This is a genomic window from Vibrio sp. SCSIO 43009 (assembly GCF_023716525.1).
Taxonomy (GTDB): Bacteria; Pseudomonadota; Gammaproteobacteria; order Enterobacterales; family Vibrionaceae; genus Vibrio; species Vibrio alginolyticus.
Map to the genome: position 1 here is coordinate 3,368,646 of NZ_CP071842.1, position 20,481 is coordinate 3,389,126.

Here is a 20,481-nt window from a genome sequence, read left to right on the forward strand (position 1 = left end):
ATATAGCGACAGAGTGCAGGTAATGCTTATTTCTGTTTTACGGGACGCTGCCAGCCAGTAATTTTGCGCTCTTTGACGCGAGTAATTACTAACTCACCTTCTTCAACATCTTTTGTTAGTGTCGTGCCTGCACCGATGGTTGCGCCATCAGCGATAGTGACAGGCGCCACCAGCTGGCTATCAGAACCAACAAATACATCATTACCGATGATGGTTTTAAACTTGTTCGCACCATCGTAGTTACAAGTGATAGTACCTGCACCGATGTTAGTACGTTGGCCGATCTCTGCATCACCTAAGTAAGTTAGGTGGTTCGCTTTTGAACCTTCTCCGATGCGCGCATTTTTCACTTCAACGAAGTTACCCACATGGGAATCGTTACGCATTTCAGCACCAGGACGAAGGCGAGTAAATGGACCAACCGTACATTCTTCACCAACCGTTGCACCTTCAATCACACTGTAAGGGCGAACGATGGTGTTGTCGTCGATTTCACAATCTTTCAGTACACAACCCGCACCGATAACCACGTTATCACCCAGTGAAACTTTACCTTCGACGATAACATTCACGTCGATTTCACAGTCCATACCGCACTGTAACTCACCACGCAAATCAAAGCGTGCTGGATCGCGTAGCATGACACCTTGCTCTAGTAGCTTCTGAGCTTGCATTGACTGGAAAGCACGCTCTAGACGAGCAAGCTGTGCGCGGTCATTGACCCCTTCCACTTCAATGGCATTGACTGGGTGTACAGCCTCAACGGCACGACCTTCATCGTGTGCAACTGCAATAACGTCAGTTAGGTAGTATTCGCCTTGTGCGTTGTTGTTGTTTAAGCCAGACAACCAACGCTTAAGATCCCCACCAGTCGCAACCATCACGCCAGTATTGATCTCTTTAATTTGTTTTTGTTCTTCTGTTGCATCTTTTTGCTCAACGATCGCCACAACAGGACCATTCTTACGGATAATACGACCGTAGCCTGTCGGGTTATCTAGAATCACTGTTAGTAGTGCAATACCGCCTGTTGGCTGTGCATCTAATAGGTTTTCAATCGTTTCAGCTGAAATCAGTGGAACATCACCGTAAAGCACCAGTACTTTTTCATCGTCTTCAAACTTCGGAGACGCTTGATCAACCGCATGACCTGTACCTAGTTGCTCCGCTTGCAGTACCCAGTTTACAGGCTCTTCTGCTAGCGTTTGCTGCATTTGATCACCACCGTGACCATAAACTAAGTGGATGTTTTGTGCGCCAAGACCTGTACATGTATCAATCACATGTTTTGCCATTGGCTTCCCTGCCAAAGTGTGTAGCACTTTAGGCATGTTTGAATACATACGGGTACCTTTACCCGCAGCAAGGATCACAGCACTGAATTTCATTAATAACCTATTGACGTTCTATTTTAATTGGGCGTTATTTTAAACACCTTGGAAGGATTAGTTAATGGTGGGATGTAAATTTCCAACTAAAATTAATCAAAAAGGCGACCAATTGGCCGCCTTTTTTCATGCAACGTTGCTAATTGAGCTTAGCGACGCTTTTTTGTCAGCTCGATAACTCGTAGCTGAGCAATGGCTTTAGCCAGTTCACTGGCCGCTTGTGCGAAGTCCATGTCACCATGCTGATTCTGGATTTGCTCCTCAGCGCGGCGTTTGGCTTCTTCTGCCTTCGCTGCGTCTAGCTCTTCACCACGGATAGCTGTATCAGCTAGTACAGTCGCTGTACCAGGCTGAATCTCTACCATACCACCAGAAACATAAATAATTTCTTCGTGGCCGTGCTGTTTCACAATACGCACCATACCAGGCTTGATAGCGGTCAGCAGCGGTGTGTGACCATGGAAAATACCAAGTTCACCTTCGCTACCGGTCACCTGAAACGTTTCAACACGACCAGAGAAGATTTTCTTCTCAGCGCTTACTACGTCTAGGTGAAAGGTTATTGCTGCCATATCGCCTCCTAGTTAGCCTTATAGCTTCTTCGCATTCTCAATAGCATCGTCGATGCTACCGCAGTACATAAATGCCTGCTCAGGAATGTCGTCGTATTCACCAGCTAGTAGACCTTTAAAGCCACGTAGAGTCTCTTTTAGAGGTACGTAAATACCAGGGTCACCTGTAAATACTTCTGCTACGTGGTAAGGCTGAGTTAGGAAACGCTCAATCTTACGTGCACGAGATACAACTTGCTTATCTTCTTCAGATAGCTCGTCCATACCTAGGATAGCAATGATATCTTTCAGCTCTTTGTAGCGCTGAAGAGTCTGCTGAACACCACGAGCAACTTCGTAGTGATCTTGACCAACGACTAGTGGATCAAGCATACGAGATGTTGAATCTAGCGGGTCGATCGCAGGGTATAGACCCATTGCAGCGATGTTACGGTTAAGTACAACCGTTGCATCCAAGTGCGCGAACGTTGTTGCTGGAGACGGGTCAGTCAAGTCATCCGCTGGTACGTATACCGCCTGTACAGACGTGATAGAACCTGATTTCGTTGACGTGATACGCTCCTGAAGTACACCCATCTCTTCTGCAAGAGTTGGCTGGTAACCTACCGCAGAAGGCATACGACCTAGTAGTGCTGATACCTCTGTACCTGCAAGTGTGTAACGGTAGATGTTATCAATGAACAGTAGTACGTCACGACCTTCGTCACGGAAACGCTCTGCCATTGTTAGACCAGTCAGTGCAACACGTAGACGGTTACCTGGTGGCTCGTTCATCTGACCGTAAACCATCGCTACTTTTGATTCTTCAGGCTTCTCAACGTTTACAACGCCCGCTTCCTGCATCTCGTAGTAGAAATCGTTACCTTCACGAGTACGTTCACCAACACCAGCAAATACTGATAGACCTGAGTGCTGTAGTGCGATGTTGTTGATAAGTTCCATCATGTTAACGGTCTTACCTACACCTGCACCACCGAATAGACCGATTTTACCACCCTTAGCGAATGGACAAATTAGGTCGATTACTTTAACGCCCGTTTCTAGAAGTGCAATTTCGTTTGATTGCTCTTCGTAGCTTGGTGCACTACGGTGGATAGAGTAAACCTCTTCCGCACCCACTTCACCACGCTCGTCAATCGCGTCACCTAGGACGTTCATGATACGACCTAGAGTTTTAGTACCTACTGGTACTGAAATTGGAGCGCCAGTGTTAACCACTTCAACTCCACGACGTAAACCATCAGAGCTACCCATTACGATACAACGAACTACGCCACCGCCTAGCTGTTGTTGAACTTCAAGAACTAGACGCTCTTTTGAGTCCGTTACGTTTAGAGCGTCATATACACTAGGTACATCGCTCTGTGGGAACTCTACGTCGACTACCGCACCGATGATCTGTACGATCTTACCTGTAGCCATCGTTAATCCTCTAAACTATTTCGTTTTACCTAAGCTTAAACCGCAGCTGCACCACCAACGATTTCTGATAGTTCTTGTGTAATCGCAGCCTGACGGGCTTTGTTGTACACAAGTTCCAAATCGTCAATCAAACTGGTTGCGTTATCCGTTGCAGCCTTCATCGCAATCATTCGAGCCGCTTGCTCACAAGCAAGGTTCTCAACCACACCTTGGTATACCTGAGACTCTACGTAACGCACTAATAGCGTATCCAGTAGAGGTTTTGGTTCAGGCTCATAGATGTAGTCCCATGAATGCTCACGCTGCATCTCTTCGCTGTCCGATTTAGGCAAAGGTAGCAATTGATCGATCGTTGGTTGCTGAACCATAGTATTTACAAACTTGTTGAATACTACATATAGACGGTCCAGTTCACCTTCATCGTATTTCTTCAGCATTACGCCAACAGAGCCGATTAGGTCTTGTAGGCTTGGATTATCTCCAAGACCAGAAACCTGTGCCGCAACTTTTGCGCCACCATGTTTAAAGAAAGCTGTTGCTTTTGAGCCAACAACGGCTAGCTCAATCTCAGCACCTTTCTCTCTCCATGCTTGCATGTCTGTAACGGCTTTTTTGAACACGTTAATGTTCAAACCACCACACAGACCACGGTCTGTCGAAACGATGATGTAACCAACACGTTTAGCTTCACGCTCTTCTAGGTACGGATGACGGTACTCTAGGTTTGCGTTAGCCACATGACCGATCACTTTACGCATTGTTTCAGCGTATGGACGAGAAGCTTCCATTGCATCTTGAGAACGACGCATTTTTGAAGCTGCTACCATTTCCATCGCTTTCGTAATTTTCTGAGTGCTTTTAACACTACCGATTTTATTACGTATCTCTTTTGCGCCGGCCATCGTTACTCTCCGTTAGTTGGTGGCAGAAACTGCCACCGACCTAATTACCAAGTTTGGGTTGCTTTGAAGTCGTCAGTCAGTTTCTTCAACTGAGCTTCGATTTCATCGTTGTAAGCGCCAGACTTGTCGATCTCAGCTGCTAGTTCAGCGTATTGACCGCGAGCGTACGATAGTAGAGCCGCCTCGAAATCTAAAACTTTGTTAAGTTCTACATCATCAAGGTAACCGCGCTCTGCCGCGAAGATAGTTAGAGCTTGGTCAAATACAGACATTGGAGCGTACTGCTTCTGCTTCATTAGTTCTGTAACTTTTTGACCATGGTCTAGCTGTTTCTTCGTTGCGTCATCAAGGTCAGAAGAGAACTGAGCAAATGCCGCTAGTTCACGGTATGCAGCTAGTGCTGTACGGATACCACCTGATAGTTTCTTGATGATTTTCGTCTGAGCTGAACCACCTACACGAGATACTGAGATACCAGGGTCAACAGCAGGACGAACACCAGCGTTGAATAGCTCAGTTTGTAGGAAGATCTGACCATCGGTAATCGAGATTACGTTAGTCGGTACGAATGCTGAAACGTCACCTGCTTGAGTTTCGATGATAGGAAGAGCAGTCAAAGAACCAGTCTTACCTTTCACTTCACCGTTAGTGAAACGCTCTACGTACTCTTCGTTTACACGAGCTGCACGCTCTAGTAGACGCGAGTGTAAGTAGAATACGTCACCTGGGAATGCCTCACGGCCTGGTGGACGTTTAAGTAGTAGAGAGATCTGACGGTAAGCTACCGCTTGCTTAGATAGATCATCGTAAACAATCAGTGCGTCTTCACCGCGATCGCGGAAGTATTCACCCATCGCACAACCTGCGTAAGGCGCTAGGTATTGAAGCGCTGCAGATTCAGAAGCTGATGCAACTACAACGATAGTATTTTGTAGTGCGCCGTGCTCTTCTAGTTTGCGAACAACGTTAGCGATAGTCGATGCTTTCTGACCGATTGCTACGTAGATAGAGAAAATACCAGAGTCTTTCTGGTTGATGATCGCGTCGATCGCCAGTGCTGTTTTACCAATCTGACGGTCACCGATGATAAGCTCACGCTGACCACGACCGATTGGGATCATTGAGTCAACTGACTTATAACCAGTTTGCACAGGTTGGTCTACCGATTTACGGTCGATTACACCTGGTGCGATCACTTCTACAGGCGAAGTCATTTTCGCTTCGATTGGACCTTTACCATCGATAGGCTCACCCAGCGTGTTTACTACGCGGCCTAGTAGTTCTGGACCAACTGGCACTTCAAGAATGCGGCCAGTACCTGTAACTTTCATGCCTTCCTTAAGGTCAGCATATGGGCCCATTACAACCGCACCAACCGAGTCACGCTCAAGGTTAAGTGCCAGTGCATAACGGCCACCCGGTAATTCAATCATTTCACCTTGCATCACGTCCGCTAGGCCGTGGATGCGGATGATACCATCGCTTACCGATACGATAGTACCCTCGTTGCGAGCTTCACTAACAACTTCGAAAGATTCGATACGTTGTTTGATCAGATCGCTAATTTCCGTGGAATTAAGTTGCATGCTCCAATCCCCATTAAGACTGCAATGCATCGCTCAGGCGGTTCAAACGACCACGCGCTGAGTCATCGATGACTAGGTCTCCGGCTCGAATAATAACCCCACCAAGTAGGGTCTCATCTACACTGCAATTCAGCTTCACTTTGCGTTCAAGACGCTTTTCAAGTTTGCTGCCAATGTTTGCAAGTTGTTCATCAGAAAGCTCTGTTGCTGAAATTACTTCAACATCAATTTCTTTCTCATGTTCTTTTTTCAGAGTAAAAAACTCTTTACAAACATCAGGAAGGGCCGCTAAACGACCATTCTCAGCCATTACCTTCAAAAGGTTTTGACCGTGCGCATCAACTTGTTCGCCGCAAACTGCAACAAAAATTTCTGCCATTTTATCAGCAGAAACCGAACCCGTTAGTAGTTCGTTCATTTGTTCGTTTTTGGCCACTTCAGCAGCAAAAGATAACATTTGGCCCCATTGGTCCAACTGGTCTTTCTCTAAAGCAAAGTCGAAGGCTGCTTTAGCATAGGGGCGTGCGATAGTAGTCAAATCAGACATATGCGCCCCCAGACTTAAAGTTTTGCAGTAATGTTGTCGAGAATATCTTTTTGCGCATCTTTATCGATAGAACGCTCAAGGATTTTCTCAGCACCAGCTACAGCCAGAGTAGCAACTTGTTTGCGCAGCTCATCGCGTGCACGATTGCGTTCAGCTTCAAGTTCTGCTTCTGCTTGCGCTAGGATTTTCTGGCGTTCTGCCTGAGCTTCCTCGCGAGCTTCATCAAGAATTTGAGACTTACGTTTGTTCGCTTGTTCGATGATCTCAGTTGCTGTGCGCTTCGCTTCTTTCAATTGATCAGAAGCGTTGGCTTGTGCTAGATCCAAGTCTTTCGCAGCACGTTCTGCTGCTTGAAGACCATCAGCAATTTTCTTCTGACGCTCTTCGATCGCTTGCATCAATGGTGGCCATACATACTTCATGCAGAACCACACAAATAGTGCGAACGAGATTGCTTGACCTAGCAGAGTTGCGTTTATGTTCACAACAGCTACCCCTCTATTTGGACTTAGTGTTAATCAGTGACAAGCGATAATCGCCCGTCCCGAGTTAAAGGTGATTAACCTAGTTGACCAACGAATGGGTTTGCGAAAGTGAATAGTAGCGCGATTACGATACCGATCATTGGAACCGCATCAAGTAGACCCGCGATGATGAACATCTTAACTTGTAGCATAGGAGCCATTTCTGGTTGACGTGCAGCACCTTCTAGGAATTTACCACCTAGCAGTGCGAAACCAATCGCTGTACCAAGAGAAGCAAGACCGACGATAATACCTACGGCGATTGCAGAAAAGCTCAGTAAAGTTTCCATTACTATCTCCAATTTATAGTTGTTGGCTTAGTGCCCAAATAAAAAGCTTTAAAAAAATTAATGATCAGGATCTTCGTGTGCCATTGACAGGTAAACAATTGTCAACATCATGAATACGAAGGCTTGAATCGTAATAACCAAGATATGGAAGATTGCCCACGGTAGTGAACCCATCCATTGTAAGTACCATGGTAGCATTGCCGCACAAAGAATGAATACAACCTCACCCGCGAACATGTTACCGAATAGACGCATACCAAGTGATAGAGGTTTCGCTAATAGCGATACCACTTCAATTAGTAGGTTAAACGGAATCATCAGTGGGTGATTGAATGGATGTAGTGCAAGTTCTTTTGCGAATCCACCTAGACCTTTTACTTTGATGCTGTAGTAAATCATCAATGCAAAAACGCCTAGAGCCATAGCCATGGTGATATTCACATCAGCAGACGGTACAACCTTAAGGTAAGGAATACCTAGCCAATGCTCTGCTGGGTATGGTAAGAAGTCGATAGGAACTAAGTCCATCACGTTCATCAAAAATACCCAACAAAAGATAGTCAGTGCTAAAGGCGCGATCAGTGGGTTGCGTCCATGGAACGTGTCTTTGACGTTATCGGCGACAAATTCAACGATCATTTCTACAGCACACTGAAGCTTACCCGGTACACCCGCTGTTGTTCTCTTTGCTACTTTGTAAAAAATTCCGAGGAAGATTAAACCAGTAAACCAAGAAAAAAACAGGCTATCGATATGTACGTTCCAGAAACTTGTCTCCGACCCTACTAAACCCAACTTGTATAGCGATAGGTTAGAAAGGTGGTGGGCAATGTAACCGGACGATGTTAGCGCTTCACCTGGCGCAGCCATAACTCATCCTATTTTTTGTTGTTAATGAATAGCACTGGTGCACAGATATTAATACCTAGTACCAGCAAATAGGTTAGTTTGAGGGGAACAAGTTCCACCTGCATATACATGTAGGCAACATAGAACAGTGCAACCGTGATGAGAATTTTCAGTACTTCACCCGTATAGAAGGAAGCAGCGATGCGCTTGGCAGCGCGAGCTCCACTAAACATGAAAGCACACAGCGCGAATACTGCATTGGCAACAACAAAAATGCCTCCGCCAATCAGCGCTGAAAATCCCCAGTCAGGATTTATGGCTACCGCCATTCCTGCTGCCACAAAAATAACCGCGCCAGACTGGATCATTAACAATTGCCTTGCGAGCTCTCGTCCTGGTCTAGCTAACGCAGCTACCATGTATTCGTACCTCTAGTAATATCCACTTCGCACTTAACTCTCTGTGCTGGGAAATTGGCGAAAATTATACGTTCAGTTCAACGTAAAGCAATTCGATTGCATCAAAAACTTACAGTTTTGTTTACAAAACGACAACTTTCGCACAAAATTCGATTAATTAGATTAATTGACCTAAATCAATTATCTCATCTAGGCCTCAAGCTTGGCAATTAGTTGGTCCAATTTGTGAGGCTCATCAAGACTTATCGTCAATTTCGCTTTTCCGTTTGCAGAACGGGTAAGAGAAACTTTTGCATCAAGCAGCTGACTCAATTTATGCGACATTTGCTCGGCTTCGGTATCCTCTTGTTGCCCTTTTTGCTCATTTTGTGGGGCTAAGCACTTTTTTACTAACTGTTCAGTTTGGCGAACAGTCATTTGCTTCTTAGCCACTTGTTGAGCTACTTCGACTTGCTGTTCGCCTTCTAACGCTAACAGAGCTCGAGCATGACCCATTTCCAATTTTTTATCTGCAACCAGACCTTTTACATCAACTTCCAACTGATTCAGACGTAATAGGTTACTCACCGTCGTTCTTGATTTACCAATCACATCGGCCACTTGCTGATGTGTCAGCGTGAATTCATCTTGTAGACGCTCAAGCGCTTGGGCTTCCTCAATCACATTCAAGTCTTCACGTTGAATGTTTTCAATCAACGCCATGGCGATGGCGGCACGATCTTCAACTTTTTTCACCAAACACGGCACGCGTTTTAAACCCGCCTGCCTTGCAGCACGCCAGCGGCGCTCACCTGCGATGATCTCAAACTGACCATTTTCGACCTGGCGAACCACGATTGGTTGAATAATGCCTTGTGATTGAATCGAAGCCGCTAGTTCTTCTAGCGCTTCAGGCGCCATATCTTTACGCGGTTGGTATACGCCCGGCTGCAATTGACCAATCGCTAAATCGGTTAACTCACCGTCTGCCGATAATTCTTGGCTATGCGATGCAATATGCTGTTTTTCACGAGCAAACGAACTGGTCGACAATAACGCATCCAGTCCTTTTCCGAGACCACGCTTAGACATGGGATTGAATTCCTTAGGTTAGAGTTAAACTGGGATTTCTTCGCGGCGGAGCATTTCGCCCGCTAGAGCAAGATACGCTTTGGCACCTGCGGAGTACTTATCGTAGTACATTGCTGGCTTACCGTGACTTGGCGCTTCAGCCAAACGAACATTACGCGGAATGACAGTACGGTAAACTTTATTCCCAAAGTGTTTTTTAAGTTGATCGGATACTTCATTCGATAAGCGGTTGCGTGGGTCGTACATGGTACGCAATAAACCTTCGATTTTTAGGTTTTCATTCACAACAGCCGCTAACTTGCTGATTGTATCCATAAGAGCAGTTAAACCTTCTAACGCAAAGTATTCACATTGCATCGGCACCAGCACAGAGTCAGCTGCCGCCATCGCATTGATTGTAAGAAGGTTTAGAGAAGGAGGACAATCAATAAAGATGAAATCATAGTTATCGCGAACTGACGACAATGCATTTTTTAGACGCACTTCACGAGCGAAAACTTCCATCAATTTGATTTCTGCCGCGGTTACGTCTCCGTTCGCCGCGATCAAATCATACTTCCCTGTTGTTTGGGTACAAGCGACTTGATCGAACGGTGTATCTTCGACCAAAAGATCGTATGCGGTGGCGTCGACCATATACTTATCCACGCCACTGGCCATCGTAGCATTGCCTTGCGGGTCGAGATCGATCACCAAAACCTTGCGCTTTGTTGCCGCCATCGAAGCCGCTAAGTTAATGCACGTTGTTGTTTTGCCGACCCCACCTTTCTGGTTGGCGATTGCTACAATTTTACCCACGATTACCTCGCTAATTTTCCTTGCGCGATAAGATTACTAGATGACGATCACCTTCCAACTCAGGAACAGCCAAAGATATGATCTCTGTCACACTGCACCATTCAGGAAGCTGATCCATTTCATCTTTAGGGTGCTGTCCTTTCAGCGCTAGAAACACCCCGTGCTCTTGTTTCGGCAAATGGTGGCACCATTCCACCATGTCTGTCATTGAAGCAAAAGCTCGACTCAAAACGCCATCAAATTTTTCTTCAGGTTGGAATTCTTCGACGCGACTTTGAATTGGTGTCACGTTTTTCAGCCCTAATGTGTGCACGACTTGCTTGATAAAACGAATGCGTTTGCCAAGACTGTCGAGCAAAAAGAAGGTTTTCTCAGGGTTCATTATTGCCAAAGGGATGCCCGGTAACCCCGGACCAGTACCAACATCAATGAAGCGCTCACCGGGCAGGTGTGCGCTTACAACGATACTATCAAGAATATGTTTCACTAACATATCAAGCGGATCACGTACCGATGTTAAATTGTACGCTTTGTTCCATTTGTCGAGCAGTTCGACATAACCAACTAACTGCTCTCGTTGCTGTTCTGACACTTCCAAATCGGTTTTCGCGATCAGTGAATCCAGCTTTGTTCGCAATGCGCTCATTATTCTTCCTCACCTTTCTTCAGCAAACCATGCTTTTTCAAGTGAACAAGTAGAATAGAAATTGCAGCAGGCGTAATACCAGAAATGCGTGATGCAATACCGATGCTCTCTGGTTTGGCCTCGCTCAGTTTAGCAACGACTTCGTTTGATAAACCTTTTACATCGCGGTAATCCAAATCAGCAGGTAACTTGGTATTTTCGTGACGCAGTGATTTTTCGATCTCTTCCTGCTGACGCTTGATGTAACCATCGTATTTCACTTGAATTTCAACTTGCTCAGCCGCTTGCTGATCTTCAAGAGCAGGAGCAAACGCTTCAAGTTGCGTCAGTTGCGCATAAGTGATCTCTGGACGACGCAGAAGATCCTCACCACTCGCTTCACGGGCCATTGGGGTTTTCAGTAGCTTGTTCAACTCATCAACACCCTCTGACTTCGGATTCATCCACGTTGCTTTCAAACGCTGACGCTCCGTTTCCATATTGTTGATTTTCTCGTTAAAGCGAGCCCAACGAACATCATCAATCAAGCCTAGCTCGCGCGCTTTTTCCGTTAAACGTAAATCGGCGTTATCTTCACGAAGTAGCAGGCGGTATTCCGCACGAGAAGTGAACATGCGGTACGGCTCTTTAGTACCCATGGTCGATAAGTCATCAATCAACACGCCCATGTAAGCTTGGTCACGACGTGGGCTCCAGCCTTCTTTGTCTTGGCTAAACAAGCTTGCGTTTAGACCGGCCATCAAGCCTTGCGCTGCGGCTTCTTCGTAGCCAGTCGTACCATTAATCTGGCCAGCAAAGAACAAACCATGGATGAACTTCGTCTCGTACGTTTGCTTCAAATCACGTGGATCGAAGAAATCATATTCAATCGCATAACCTGGGCGAACGATGTGTGCATTTTCAAACCCTTTCATTGAGCGCACGATTTGTACTTGCACATCAAATGGCAAGCTGGTCGAGATACCATTAGGGTATAACTCGTGCGTGGTTAGGCCTTCTGGCTCAATGAAGATTTGGTGGCTGTTTTTGTCAGCGAAACGCATCACTTTGTCTTCAATAGACGGACAGTAACGCGGACCAATACCTTCAATCACACCTGCGTACATTGGACTGCGATCCAAGTTACTACGGATCACATCGTGAGTTTGTTCATTGGTGTGGGTGATGAAACATGGAATCTGACGCGGATGCTGTTCACGTTTGCCCATGAACGAGAATACAGGCGTTGGGTTATCACCGTGCTGAGCTTCTAGCACTGAAAAATCAACAGTACGAGCATCAATGCGCGGTGGAGTACCTGTTTTTAAACGATCCACACGGAACGGCAGTTCACGCAGTCGATCCGCTAATGCGATCGATGGTGGATCCCCGGCACGACCACCAGACGAGCTTTCCATACCTATGTGGATCTTACCACCAAGGAAGGTACCCACGGTTAGCACAACGGCTTTCGCATGGAAGCGAAGTCCCATTTGAGTTACCACACCAACTGCGCGATCTTGTTCAACAATCAGATCATCAACTGATTGCTGGAACAACGTTAAGTTAGGCGCATTTTCTAATGCATTACGAACGTACGCTTTGTACAGAGCGCGATCGGCTTGAGCTCGAGTTGCTCGTACTGCAGGACCTTTGGAGGCATTTAGTGTACGAAACTGAATACCTGCATGGTCGATGGCTTCAGCCATCAAACCGCCCATAGCATCTACTTCTTTTACTAAGTGACCTTTACCAATACCACCGATCGCCGGATTACAAGACATCTGGCCTAATGTATCGATGTTATGGGTAAGGAGAAGCGTTTTTTGTCCTGTGCGTGCAGATGCGAGCGCGGCTTCCGTTCCTGCGTGTCCGCCACCGACAACAATGACGTCAAAGTTTTCGTGATAAAGCATGAACTGACCTCAGGTATTCAAAGGGATTTAATGGACAGATAAAGGAGCCGTATTTTACCTGCTTTATGCCAGAGAGAAAAACGTTTTCTCGTTTTATCCGTTTTAAGCTTCAAGATAAATATATATAAGATCTATATATATGATCTTTTATTAGATCTACTATTAGGATCGACCGTTTCTGTGGATAACCTAAAAATGATCAACAAGATCATAGATCTTCTTTGGATCATATCTTGTGATCATGATTGGATCAGATCGAGGATTACCTGGGATCAAAAGTGGTGGTTATACACAGGGGGTAAAATTGATCAAAGTTGTTATTGGGATAACTAAAGGAAAATCACTGGATCTTATTGTAGTTATCCACAGTCTGTTTGGTTGGTTTTTGAGCGGTTAAACAAAATAATTTGGTGGGAGTTATTCACATGGGAGAAAACAGAGCCGAATTTCGACTCTGTTGAAGGGAAAGTCGTGAGTTTAAAAACGTTCGATATTCTCTTTTAACCACATCTCTGCGGCGTCTTCTGGCACATCATGGCTCAGTACATCGATTTTAAAGCAATCTGCGAGAGGGGTTGCACCAATATCCTCTAATAAATCATAAGCGTGTTGACCAGCGGCACAGAACGTATCGTAGCTAGAGTCACCAATCGCAATCACCGCAAATTTTACATCAGTCATTTTTGGCGGTGTATTTTGTAATGCTGCGATAAAAGGTTGGATATTATCAGGATACTCACCAGCTCCATGTGTAGAGGTGATCACCAACCACGTACCTTGATTTTCGATATCACTGAGGGAAGGCTGGTTGTGGATCGTTGTTTCAAATCCATTCTCGTTGAGTAGATCACTCAGGTGATCCCCTACGTATTCTGCGCCACCTAACGTGCTGCCTGTAATAATGTGGATCATACTTCTTCCTTATTGAATGCGACGGCTAAAGCTCATGGATGGCTTGCCGTACAAAAAGAAACGCGGTGTGAGTTAAGCTCAGCACCGCGCGTTCGATTATTTACTTCCCGATACAGAATGAAGAGAAGATTCGTCCCAGTAAGTCGTCAGAACTGAACTCACCGGTAATCTCATTGAGATGTTGTTGGGTGATGCGTAGCTCTTCAGCCAATATTTCACCTGCCATATAGCCTTCAAGCTGCTCCTGGCCTATTTGAAGGTGCTGTGCGGCACGTTCTAATGCATCGAGATGACGACGACGAGCCATAAACCCACCTTCACTGTTGCCAGAGAAGCCCATACACTCCTTGAGATGATCGCGCAGAGCTTCAACCCCTGCACCAGTCTTCGCTGACAAACGGATAAGAGTAGGGTTATTGACGTGGCAGATCCCCATATCTTCACCCGTTTGATCCGCTTTATTACGGATCACAGTTATGCCAATGTTGTCTGGTAGGCGATCCACAAAATCTGGCCAGATATCTTTCGGATCGGTGGCATCGGTTGTCGTGCCATCCACCATGAACAACACGCGGTCTGCTTGGGCTATTTCATCCCACGCGCGTTCGATACCGATTTTCTCTACTTCATCGGAAGCATCACGCAAACCTGCAGTATCGATGATGTGCAGAGGCATGCCATCAATATGGATATGCTCACGCAGTACATCACGCGTAGTTCCTGCGATGTCGGTTACGATTGCAGACTCTTTACCCGATAGCGCGTTCAGCAGGCTTGATTTGCCCGCATTTGGACGACCCGCAATCACGACTTTCATCCCTTCACGCATAATAGCGCCTTGGTTAGCTTCTTTGCGCACCGCATCTAGGTTGTCGATGATGGCTTGTAGGTCACCAGCCACTTTACCGTCGGCCAAAAAGTCGATCTCTTCTTCAGGGAAGTCGATGGCTGCTTCAACATAGATACGCAAATGAATCAGCGACTCAACTAAGGTATTAATGCGGCCTGAAAATGCGCCCTGTAAGGATTGCAGCGCCGATTTTGCTGCTTCTTCAGAACTGGCATCAATGAGGTCTGCAATCGCTTCGGCTTGAGCTAAGTCGAGTTTATCGTTCAGAAATGCGCGTTCAGAGAACTCACCAGGGCGAGCAGCTCGAATACCATCTATACCTAGAATGCGTTTTATCAGCATATCCATCACGACAGGGCCGCCATGGCCTTGCAGCTCAAGTACGTCTTCACCTGTAAATGAGTGTGGGTTAGGGAAGTACAGTGCGATGCCCTGATCAAGCACAGTGCCATCTTCTGACTTAAACGGCAGGTACTCTGCGTAGCGGGGCTTTAGTGTTTTGCCAGTGACTTCTAACGCCACTTGGTTGGCTTTAGGGCCAGAAACTCGAATAATACCGACACCGCCACGACCAGGCGCGGTCGCTTGAGCGACAATCGTATCTGTAGTCATAATTTTGCCTTTTGAGCTGGGCTATAGGGAAGATACCTAGGGAGCCATCACAATTAATTAGCTGAATTGTAATCAGCCAAAAACAAAAAGGCGACCTTTTGGCCGCCTTTCTCAATCATTTCCTAAAAGGTTACTTGCTGTGTAAGCCTTTTTTCTCTAATCCTTTGTAGATCAGAGTTTGCTGGATAAGCGTTACGATGTTCGACACCAACCAGTACAGAACGAGACCTGATGGGAAGAACAAGAAGAAGAAGGTAAACATAACCGGCATAAAGGTCATGATCTTCTGCTGCATTGGATCCGTTACCGTTGTCGGGCTCATCTTCTGGATTAGGAACATAGACGCACCCATCAATAGCGGCAGGATGTAGTAAGGGTCCTGTGCTGAAAGGTCATGAATCCAACCGAAGAATGGTGAGTGACGTAGCTCTACCGATTCCATTAGTGCCCAGTAAAGCGCGATGAAAATAGGCATCTGTAGGATAAGAGGTAAACAGCCACCTAGTGGGTTCACTTTCTCTTTCTTGTACAGTTCCATCATTTCTTGGCTCATGCGCTGACGGTCATCACCGATACGCTCACGCATTGCTTGCAGCTTAGGCTGTAGCATGCGCATTTTCGCCATAGACGTGTATTGCGCTTTTGTTAGTGGGTACATTGCACCACGAACGATGAAGGTCAGACAGATGATTGCCACACCCCAGTTACCAACAAAGCTCTGGATGAATGAAAGCAACATATGAAGAGGCTTCGCAATGAACCATAACCAGCCGTAGTCCACTACTAGGTCTAGGTTAGGTGCCACTTCTGCCATTTCATCTTGCAGTTTTGGACCAACCCAAAGTGTTGCTTCAAACTTAGCCTGATCGCCTGTTGCGATAGTTTTGTTCGGCATACGAACGCCGATGTCGCCTAGGTTGCCAATTACACGAGTGTATAGGTTAGTACCTGGTTCGTTACGTGGGATCCAAGCTGCGGCAAAGTAGTGCTGAATCATTGCTGCCCAACCTTGGCCATCGGCTAGGTTAAGAGACAGGTTGCGATCCTGCATATCATCAAAGCTGTACTTCTTGTAACGCGTATCTTCTGTTGAGTATGCGCCACCACGGTAAGTAGGCATTGTGATGCTACCACCATCGTCCATTAGGTTTTGACGTAGGTGAGCGTACATACCAAATGTTGCGTTGTTGCCTGAGTTGTTCACTACATCGTATTCAACATTAAGCGCGTAGCTGCCGCGTTTAAAGATGTAAGTTTTGGTGTATTCGATACCGTTTGCAGTGAATGTCATCGGAACGCGAAGTTCATCTTGACCGTCAGCCATTGTGAAGCTGTCTGCACTTACGTTGTAGTGAGGGCGATTTGTGCTGCTCAAGTCGATACCTTGAGGGCCCACTAGACCGCTTTGAGCGATAAATTGGTGACCTTGAGCGTCTTTAAGCAGAACAAAGGAATCTGATGAATCTAACTCAGCAGAGTATTCGTTAAGGTTGGCATGTACCACATCGCCACCAACGGTGTCGATCGACAGAGTTAAAACATCAGTCGTTACTGTGATAGTTTTTGCAGAAGCTTGCTGTTGACCAGGAACTGGGTCAAGTTCATCAGCAAAAGATGGTGCAGGTAGAGTGCTGCTTGATTGAGCCTGTTCAACTGCTTGAGGTTCTGGATTCTTTGCAACTTGCCATTGTTGAAACAGCAAAAAAGAAACCAGGGCCAAACCGATGAGCAGGATATTACGTTGAGAATCCATCGTTAGTTATCTCTGTCTTGTTTTTGGACTGGTGGAACGGGGTCATACCCCCCTTCATTCAAAGGGTGGCATTTTAATAGACGTTTGCCTGATAACCAACATCCTTTTACAAAACCGTGAGCTCTCAAAGCTTCTAGCGCGTAAGTGGAACAGGTTGGTGTGAACCGGCAACGAGGACCAATCAAAGGGCTGATAAACCAGCGATACAGATAAACGAGCCCAATGGCTATCCACGTGAAGGGCGAGACAGGCGTTGCCATAGCTTATCAAACAACTTAAAAATTTCCTCATTGCTTAAATCTTGCGCGCTTTTCTTCGCAATCACAACAAAATCTTTGTTTGGAAGCTGATGTTGATTGTTACGAAAGCTTTCACGAGCCAAACGCTTAAATCGGTTACGACCGACAGCCGTTTTGATTTGCTTTTTGGGAACCGCTAAACCTAATCGTGGGTGAGAAAGTTTGTTATTGCGAGCAATGATGGTGAAATGAGGCGAGCCAGCTCGATGAGCTTGCTGGAAGACGTTTTGATAATGCTCGGGAGTTAACAAACGTAACTCCCGATTAAACGCGTACGTGTTCAAAATAAACTAGCGATTATTTTGATAGGCGCGCACGGCCTTTTGCACGACGTGCGTTGATAACTTTACGACCGTTCTTAGTTGCCATGCGAGCACGGAAGCCGTGAGTACGCTTGCGCTTTAGAACTGTAGGTTGAAAAGTGCGTTTCATGATAATTACCTTTACTGATCAGTAGTTTTAGGTTCTTGTTAAACCCGGCGTGGGTATTTGCTTTCTTATATAAAGAAGCTCTTTATATAGAGAAGGACAACCGACGCCTCTCAACAAAGAGGCGGAATTGTAATCACACTCACATAATGTGTCAATGACTCAATGAGTACGAAATTCCGGCCGGGCGATTATACGTAGTGTGAGTAAAATCTCAAGGATCAATCGATCCTGATGCTTGATCGTTACTCTATTCCTACTTGGTTAAGGAATTTTTTCAAACGAGGATCTTGTGGATTATCGAAGATATCCTGTGGAGAACCTTGCTCAACGATATTGCCTTCCGCCATGAAGATCACTCTATCAGCGACTTCTTTCGCGAATTGCATCTCGTGCGTCACCACCAGCATGGTTTGATGCTGATTAGCTAACTTCTTCATTAATGAGAGAACTTCACCGACCCATTCAGGATCCAGCGCAGAAGTTGGTTCGTCAAACAACAGCAGTTCTGGTTGCAGCGCCATCGCTCGGCCGATACCCACGCGTTGTTGTTGGCCGCCAGATAATGCCGCTGGATAACTATCGCCTTTATCCCCAAGGCCGATGTCATCCAGAATTTGTTGCGCTCGTTTGAGAGCATCGGCTTTTTTCCAACCTCGAACGGTCACTAGACCTTCGGCAATGTTCTGGCGCGCATTCATATGGGCAAACAGGGCATAGTTTTGGAACACAAAGCCAGTTCGACGACGCAGCGCTAATACTTCGGCTTTAGTGTGTTTTTGAGTATCAACGGAGATGTCATCTATCGTGATACGACCTTCATCTGCTTGTTCTAGAAAGTTCACCGTACGCAGCAAGGTTGATTTACCCGTACCACTTGAGCCGATAATCACGATGATCTCACCTTGCTTAATATCGAGGTCGATGCCTTTCAGCACTTCAGTCTCACCAAAACGTTTGTGAATATTTTCTAACTTAATCATCGTACGTACGCCTTATTCAGTTTTGCTTCTGCCCAGATTTGTACGCGAGTCAGAATTACCACCACGCCCCAGTAAATAAGAGCAACCGCAAGGAAAGCTTCAAAGAAACGGAAACTTGATGAGGCTTCCATCTGTGCTTTCGCCATGATTTCGGCCACACCAAGCGTGAAAGCGAGAGACGTTGACTTGATCATATCGATGAAATAGTTCATCAATGAAGGCAGTGCGACACGCGTTGCTTGAGGTAAAATCACTCGGCGCATTGCTTGGGATGTCGTCATACCGACCGATAAGCTCGCTTCCATTTGGCTGCGATCAATGCCAATAATGGCGGCACGAATACTTTCCGCCATATAAGCGGCAAAGTGCAGCGTTAAACCGATAACCGCTGCTGAAAAGGCGTCGATACCGACCATCAATGGAAAAATTTGCGGTAAGCCGTAATAAAGCAGGAAAAGCTGAACCAACAGTGGGGTGCCACGGAAGAAGCTGATGTACAGTTGGCTTAATTGATCCAGAACTGGCAGTTTAAATACGCGAATATTGGCTAAAATGACGGATAAAATCAGCGAAAACACCAATCCCCATGTCGCCATTTCCATGGTTGTGCCAAGATATTTCAGCAATATCGGCAGCAGTTCCAACATGTAATTAAAGTCAAATCCCATACGGCTTACCTAAAGGCTAGAGAAAAGAAAAGGTGGAAAACAAGTTCCACCTTTACGTAAGTTTATTTTAGTCCGAGAGTGATACCACTTTGCGGCCTAAAGTACAAAGAGTTCTTATTTCGTGATGTCAGCGCCAAACCACTTCACGGAAATTTTCTCTACTGTACCATCTGCGCGCATCTCAGCCAGTGCTTTGTTTACTTCTTCTTGCAGCTTACGACCTTTCTCGTTGTCAACGAAAGGCCATGCGTTTTGAATGGTCTCAAACGGTTCGCCTGCCAATTCCAGAGGAAGGCCAGTTTTCTTAATCAGCTCTAACGCAGAAAGACGATCCATTACAAACGCGTCTGCACGACCGAGCGCCACGTCATGTTCGATACCTGTGTCGTACGTTTTAATGTTGATCTTGCCGTCTTTGTCGTATTGACGCAGCAGTTGCTCAAAGTTAGAGCCTAGGTTCACCGCAACGGTTTTGCCCGCAAGATCGTCAACACCTTTGATGCTGTCGTTGCCTTTACGCACGGTAATTTGTGCGCCATCTACAACGTAAGGGTCAGCAAATAGGTATTTAGCTTTACGCTCATCAGTCATGGTGATTTGGTTGGAGATCGTATCGATACGACCAGTTTCTAAAAGACCAAATAAACCAGAGAAGTTGGCTGTTACGTATTCGATTTTGTAATCGTTACGTTTACCGATTTCATCCCACATGTCGACTTCAAAGCCTTGTAGCTTGTCTTGCTTTACAAAAGTAAACGGGAAGTAGCGACCTGACATACCAACTTTGACTTCAGTAGCGGCTTGTACGGTTGCTGCCGACAGTGCAATGGCTGCAACGGCAACCTTAATCCAGTTTTTCATAATACATCTCCATAATTTTATGGTTGGAAATACTACTGTTAGTTAGCTCAATTAAATAAATAACCAAGAGCAATAACCTAGACCTGTGAGTTATTAGATAATAGAAGAAGAATGTTAAATGTGACGAAAATGCGAACTGAACCTAGCGAAATGATCGACAAAATCAGCATTGGGAATAAAATAATACACAGACTTATCACCAATC

Annotated in this window: 23 protein-coding genes; all 23 read right to left on the reverse strand. The window is 45.8% G+C overall.

The window, feature by feature from the left end; genetic code table 11:
* Window positions 1–26 precede the first annotated feature (26 nt).
* The 23 genes from glmU to J4N43_RS15740 all read right to left on the reverse strand — a co-directional run bounded on the left by glmU (window position 27) and on the right by J4N43_RS15740 (window position 20,276).
* A complete protein-coding gene (glmU, locus tag J4N43_RS15630) occupies window positions 27–1,388 on the reverse strand; it encodes a bifunctional UDP-N-acetylglucosamine diphosphorylase/glucosamine-1-phosphate N-acetyltransferase GlmU (protein WP_158159520.1) in 1,362 nt (453 codons plus the stop codon).
* Window positions 1,389–1,537: 149 nt separating this feature from the next.
* Window positions 1,538–1,960 carry a F0F1 ATP synthase subunit epsilon gene (locus tag J4N43_RS15635; RefSeq protein WP_005378937.1) on the reverse strand — a complete coding sequence of 141 codons (423 nt, stop codon included), beginning with the start codon at window positions 1,958–1,960 and terminating at the stop codon, window positions 1,538–1,540.
* Between the two features lie 18 nt (window positions 1,961–1,978).
* A complete protein-coding gene (gene atpD / locus J4N43_RS15640; RefSeq protein WP_005378933.1) occupies window positions 1,979–3,382 on the reverse strand; it encodes a F0F1 ATP synthase subunit beta in 1,404 nt (467 codons plus the stop codon).
* Between the two features lie 35 nt (window positions 3,383–3,417).
* Window positions 3,418–4,284 (reverse strand): F0F1 ATP synthase subunit gamma, encoded by an 867-nt coding sequence (atpG, locus tag J4N43_RS15645; protein WP_005378932.1) that lies wholly within the window; start codon window positions 4,282–4,284, stop codon window positions 3,418–3,420.
* Window positions 4,285–4,328: 44 nt separating this feature from the next.
* Window positions 4,329–5,870: a F0F1 ATP synthase subunit alpha gene (atpA, locus tag J4N43_RS15650; protein ID WP_005378931.1), complete on the reverse strand. Its 1,542-nt coding sequence runs from the start codon at window positions 5,868–5,870 to the stop codon at window positions 4,329–4,331.
* Window positions 5,871–5,883: 13 nt separating this feature from the next.
* Entirely contained in the window at window positions 5,884–6,417 is a 534-nt protein-coding gene (gene atpH / locus J4N43_RS15655) for a F0F1 ATP synthase subunit delta (RefSeq protein WP_005378930.1), read from the reverse strand.
* A gap of 14 nt (window positions 6,418–6,431) precedes the next feature.
* Window positions 6,432–6,902 (reverse strand): F0F1 ATP synthase subunit B, encoded by a 471-nt coding sequence (gene atpF, locus J4N43_RS15660; protein ID WP_005378929.1) that lies wholly within the window; start codon window positions 6,900–6,902, stop codon window positions 6,432–6,434.
* A 74-nt stretch (window positions 6,903–6,976) separates the two neighbouring features.
* Window positions 6,977–7,231 carry a F0F1 ATP synthase subunit C gene (gene atpE, locus J4N43_RS15665; protein ID WP_002540812.1) on the reverse strand — a complete coding sequence of 85 codons (255 nt, stop codon included), beginning with the start codon at window positions 7,229–7,231 and terminating at the stop codon, window positions 6,977–6,979.
* A 57-nt stretch (window positions 7,232–7,288) separates the two neighbouring features.
* Window positions 7,289–8,101 carry a F0F1 ATP synthase subunit A gene (gene atpB, locus J4N43_RS15670; protein WP_005378922.1) on the reverse strand — a complete coding sequence of 271 codons (813 nt, stop codon included), beginning with the start codon at window positions 8,099–8,101 and terminating at the stop codon, window positions 7,289–7,291.
* Window positions 8,102–8,109: 8 nt separating this feature from the next.
* A complete protein-coding gene (locus J4N43_RS15675; protein WP_005378921.1) occupies window positions 8,110–8,499 on the reverse strand; it encodes a F0F1 ATP synthase subunit I in 390 nt (129 codons plus the stop codon).
* A 189-nt stretch (window positions 8,500–8,688) separates the two neighbouring features.
* Window positions 8,689–9,570 (reverse strand): ParB/RepB/Spo0J family partition protein, encoded by an 882-nt coding sequence (locus tag J4N43_RS15680; RefSeq protein ID WP_005383840.1) that lies wholly within the window; start codon window positions 9,568–9,570, stop codon window positions 8,689–8,691.
* 24 nt (window positions 9,571–9,594) lie between these two features.
* A complete protein-coding gene (locus tag J4N43_RS15685; RefSeq protein WP_062730793.1) occupies window positions 9,595–10,368 on the reverse strand; it encodes a ParA family protein in 774 nt (257 codons plus the stop codon).
* A gap of 10 nt (window positions 10,369–10,378) precedes the next feature.
* Complete coding sequence (gene rsmG, locus J4N43_RS15690) at window positions 10,379–11,014, reverse strand: 16S rRNA (guanine(527)-N(7))-methyltransferase RsmG (RefSeq protein ID WP_005378902.1); 636 nt, start codon at window positions 11,012–11,014, stop codon at window positions 10,379–10,381.
* A complete protein-coding gene (mnmG, locus tag J4N43_RS15695) occupies window positions 11,014–12,909 on the reverse strand; it encodes a tRNA uridine-5-carboxymethylaminomethyl(34) synthesis enzyme MnmG (RefSeq protein WP_062730794.1) in 1,896 nt (631 codons plus the stop codon). The genes rsmG and mnmG overlap by 1 nt, the downstream gene beginning before the upstream one ends.
* Before the next feature lie 477 nt (window positions 12,910–13,386).
* Window positions 13,387–13,821: an FMN-binding protein MioC gene (gene mioC, locus J4N43_RS15700; RefSeq protein ID WP_005378900.1), complete on the reverse strand. Its 435-nt coding sequence runs from the start codon at window positions 13,819–13,821 to the stop codon at window positions 13,387–13,389.
* A gap of 100 nt (window positions 13,822–13,921) precedes the next feature.
* A complete protein-coding gene (mnmE, locus tag J4N43_RS15705; protein ID WP_005383836.1) occupies window positions 13,922–15,283 on the reverse strand; it encodes a tRNA uridine-5-carboxymethylaminomethyl(34) synthesis GTPase MnmE in 1,362 nt (453 codons plus the stop codon).
* Between the two features lie 130 nt (window positions 15,284–15,413).
* Window positions 15,414–17,036: a membrane protein insertase YidC gene (gene yidC, locus J4N43_RS15710; RefSeq protein WP_005383834.1), complete on the reverse strand. Its 1,623-nt coding sequence runs from the start codon at window positions 17,034–17,036 to the stop codon at window positions 15,414–15,416.
* 2 nt (window positions 17,037–17,038) lie between these two features.
* Window positions 17,039–17,296, reverse strand: a complete 258-nt coding sequence (yidD, locus tag J4N43_RS15715; RefSeq protein ID WP_005378822.1) for a membrane protein insertion efficiency factor YidD — start codon at window positions 17,294–17,296, stop codon at window positions 17,039–17,041.
* Window positions 17,263–17,586, reverse strand: coding sequence for a ribonuclease P protein component (gene rnpA / locus J4N43_RS15720; RefSeq protein ID WP_005394102.1), 324 nt, complete (start codon window positions 17,584–17,586; stop codon window positions 17,263–17,265). Before rnpA ends, yidD begins: the two co-directional genes overlap by 34 nt.
* 46 nt (window positions 17,587–17,632) lie before the next feature.
* The gene (gene rpmH / locus J4N43_RS15725; RefSeq protein WP_005378825.1) at window positions 17,633–17,767 is read right to left on the reverse strand and encodes a 50S ribosomal protein L34; all 135 of its coding nucleotides are present in this window, start codon (window positions 17,765–17,767) and stop codon (window positions 17,633–17,635) included.
* Between the two features lie 242 nt (window positions 17,768–18,009).
* Window positions 18,010–18,747, reverse strand: a complete 738-nt coding sequence (locus tag J4N43_RS15730; RefSeq protein ID WP_005378827.1) for an amino acid ABC transporter ATP-binding protein — start codon at window positions 18,745–18,747, stop codon at window positions 18,010–18,012.
* Window positions 18,744–19,415, reverse strand: a complete 672-nt coding sequence (locus tag J4N43_RS15735; protein WP_005378829.1) for an amino acid ABC transporter permease — start codon at window positions 19,413–19,415, stop codon at window positions 18,744–18,746. Before J4N43_RS15735 ends, J4N43_RS15730 begins: the two co-directional genes overlap by 4 nt.
* Before the next feature lie 114 nt (window positions 19,416–19,529).
* Window positions 19,530–20,276, reverse strand: a complete 747-nt coding sequence (locus tag J4N43_RS15740) for an amino acid ABC transporter substrate-binding protein (RefSeq protein ID WP_005378831.1) — start codon at window positions 20,274–20,276, stop codon at window positions 19,530–19,532.
* Window positions 20,277–20,481: the final 205 nt, after the last annotated feature.

Coding starts and splice junctions, on each gene's coding strand:
- glmU (WP_158159520.1), bottom strand. CDS start 1,388: ATGAAATTCAGTGCTGTGATCCTTGCTGCGGGTAAAGGTACCCGTATG.
- yidC (WP_005383834.1), bottom strand. CDS start 17,036: ATGGATTCTCAACGTAATATCCTGCTCATCGGTTTGGCCCTGGTTTCT.
- J4N43_RS15730 (WP_005378827.1), bottom strand. CDS start 18,747: ATGATTAAGTTAGAAAATATTCACAAACGTTTTGGTGAGACTGAAGTG.
- mnmG (WP_062730794.1), bottom strand. CDS start 12,909: ATGCTTTATCACGAAAACTTTGACGTCATTGTTGTCGGTGGCGGACAC.
- atpD (WP_005378933.1), bottom strand. CDS start 3,382: ATGGCTACAGGTAAGATCGTACAGATCATCGGTGCGGTAGTCGACGTA.
- J4N43_RS15680 (WP_005383840.1), bottom strand. CDS start 9,570: ATGTCTAAGCGTGGTCTCGGAAAAGGACTGGATGCGTTATTGTCGACC.
- J4N43_RS15635 (WP_005378937.1), bottom strand. CDS start 1,960: ATGGCAGCAATAACCTTTCACCTAGACGTAGTAAGCGCTGAGAAGAAA.
- atpB (WP_005378922.1), bottom strand. CDS start 8,101: ATGGCTGCGCCAGGTGAAGCGCTAACATCGTCCGGTTACATTGCCCAC.
- J4N43_RS15735 (WP_005378829.1), bottom strand. CDS start 19,415: ATGGGATTTGACTTTAATTACATGTTGGAACTGCTGCCGATATTGCTG.
- atpA (WP_005378931.1), bottom strand. CDS start 5,870: ATGCAACTTAATTCCACGGAAATTAGCGATCTGATCAAACAACGTATC.
- rpmH (WP_005378825.1), bottom strand. CDS start 17,767: ATGAAACGCACTTTTCAACCTACAGTTCTAAAGCGCAAGCGTACTCAC.
- rsmG (WP_005378902.1), bottom strand. CDS start 11,014: ATGAGCGCATTGCGAACAAAGCTGGATTCACTGATCGCGAAAACCGAT.
- atpG (WP_005378932.1), bottom strand. CDS start 4,284: ATGGCCGGCGCAAAAGAGATACGTAATAAAATCGGTAGTGTTAAAAGC.
- atpE (WP_002540812.1), bottom strand. CDS start 7,231: ATGGAAACTTTACTGAGCTTTTCTGCAATCGCCGTAGGTATTATCGTC.
- J4N43_RS15675 (WP_005378921.1), bottom strand. CDS start 8,499: ATGGTAGCTGCGTTAGCTAGACCAGGACGAGAGCTCGCAAGGCAATTG.
- yidD (WP_005378822.1), bottom strand. CDS start 17,296: ATGGCAACGCCTGTCTCGCCCTTCACGTGGATAGCCATTGGGCTCGTT.
- mioC (WP_005378900.1), bottom strand. CDS start 13,821: ATGATCCACATTATTACAGGCAGCACGTTAGGTGGCGCAGAATACGTA.
- atpH (WP_005378930.1), bottom strand. CDS start 6,417: ATGTCTGATTTGACTACTATCGCACGCCCCTATGCTAAAGCAGCCTTC.
- mnmE (WP_005383836.1), bottom strand. CDS start 15,283: ATGACTACAGATACGATTGTCGCTCAAGCGACCGCGCCTGGTCGTGGC.
- J4N43_RS15740 (WP_005378831.1), bottom strand. CDS start 20,276: ATGAAAAACTGGATTAAGGTTGCCGTTGCAGCCATTGCACTGTCGGCA.